General features: G+C 60.2%; 4 protein-coding genes. All 4 read left to right on the plus strand.

Going from position 1 to position 1,283, the window contains the following annotated elements; genetic code table 11:
* Positions 1–64: 64 nt before the first annotated feature.
* Entirely contained in the window at positions 65–349 is a 285-nt protein-coding gene (locus HEP69_RS23570; RefSeq protein WP_290560953.1) for an antibiotic biosynthesis monooxygenase family protein, read from the plus strand.
* Positions 346–633, plus strand: coding sequence for a DUF5665 domain-containing protein (locus HEP69_RS23575; protein WP_290560954.1), 288 nt, complete (start codon positions 346–348; stop codon positions 631–633). The genes HEP69_RS23570 and HEP69_RS23575 overlap by 4 nt, the downstream gene beginning before the upstream one ends.
* A gap of 77 nt (positions 634–710) precedes the next feature.
* Positions 711–1,118 carry a universal stress protein gene (locus tag HEP69_RS23580; RefSeq protein WP_081506419.1) on the plus strand — a complete coding sequence of 136 codons (408 nt, stop codon included), beginning with the start codon at positions 711–713 and terminating at the stop codon, positions 1,116–1,118.
* Positions 1,119–1,200: 82 nt separating this feature from the next.
* Positions 1,201–1,283: zf-TFIIB domain-containing protein (locus tag HEP69_RS23585; protein ID WP_290560955.1), on the plus strand; the 83-nt coding region annotated here is incomplete at its 3' end.

Raw genomic sequence — 1,283 nt, forward strand, 5'->3', positions numbered from 1 at the left:
CTCCCCCCAACACCACGGTCCCCCAGCCCCCTTGATGCCCGACAACTGACCGAACCAACGGCCGGTGCCACCCACTTTGCGGTGTACGCCGGGCACCCGCCAGGATCTGAGGGATTTGCTGACCGCCGCCTTTCGTGACTTTATCTCGCAACAACCGGGATTCATTGCTGCGGGTCTGCATGTCAACGATGCCCAAACCCGTATCGCCAATTACTCGCAATGGCGCGCGCGCTCAGATTTTCAGGCGATGCTACGCAGTGATGAGATGCGCGCCCGCAATCGCGAAATCAGTGCACTCTGCAAAGGGTTCGAGCCGGTCATGTATGACGTGGTGGCAACCTTCGGATGACGCAAGACAACAGGCCGACCGACGAGTTGACACGCGAGGTGGCAGCCCTGCGCCGCGAATTGCAGACGCTGAATGCACATCGCTTTATCCGTGTCCACAATTCCGTGCCGCGCATGTTGGCCTTCAGCTTGGTGCGGGGGGTTGCCGCCGGGCTTGGCACGGTGCTGGGGGCAACGGGGCTTTTGTCGGTGATGATCTGGGCCCTCAGCCAGATCGAGTTTTTGCCGATCATTGGCGATTGGGCGGCACAAATTGCGGCGCAGGTGCGCGACATGCAGAACTGAACCGGGCCTGATCTGGATCATGGCAGAGCGCTGTCCCCTAGGGGATGATGGGCCTATCCAATAGAAAAGGACAGCCCATGTATGCACATATTCTGGTTCCCGTATCCTTTGATCAGGACCGCGATTCGAATGCAGCGCTACGTGCCGCGCGGCTTTTGGCGGGAGAGACGGGACGCATCAGCCTCTTGCATGTGATCGAGCAGGTACCGGGCTATGCAATTTCTTATCTGCCCCAAGGCTATGTGAACGAGGCGCGCAAGGCAATCGAGGTTGAACTGGCCGAAATCGCCGCCTCTTTGCCCAATGCCTCTGCCCATGTGGTAGAGGGGCATTCGGGGCGTACCATCCTCGACTGGGCCGAGGCCCACACTCCCGACTGTATCGTGATTGCCAGCCATCGGCCCGGTATGCAGGATCTTTTGCTGGGTTCTACTGCCGCCAAGGTGGTGCGCCATGCGGCCTGTGCGGTGCATGTAATCCGCTGAGTGGCGGGATGTTTGCGCTCTGGGTTGCACCGTCAGCGGTGCGACCCCACATGCCACACAAGGCAACAAAAGGAGAGCGCCCATGCAATGTCCAATCGACGGCACGCAACTGGTTCTGGCGGAACGCGCCGGGGTCGAGATCGACTATTGTCCACAGTGCCGGGG

The sequence above is a fragment of the Aestuariivita sp. genome (assembly GCF_021404545.1).
Classification (GTDB): domain Bacteria; phylum Pseudomonadota; class Alphaproteobacteria; order Rhodobacterales; family Rhodobacteraceae; genus Aestuariivita.

Bases quoted from the DNA above. Each gene is read 5' to 3' on its own strand.
- HEP69_RS23575 (WP_290560954.1), top strand. From the start codon at position 346: ATGACGCAAGACAACAGGCCGACCGACGAGTTGACACGCGAGGTGGCA.
- HEP69_RS23580 (WP_081506419.1), top strand. From the start codon at position 711: ATGTATGCACATATTCTGGTTCCCGTATCCTTTGATCAGGACCGCGAT.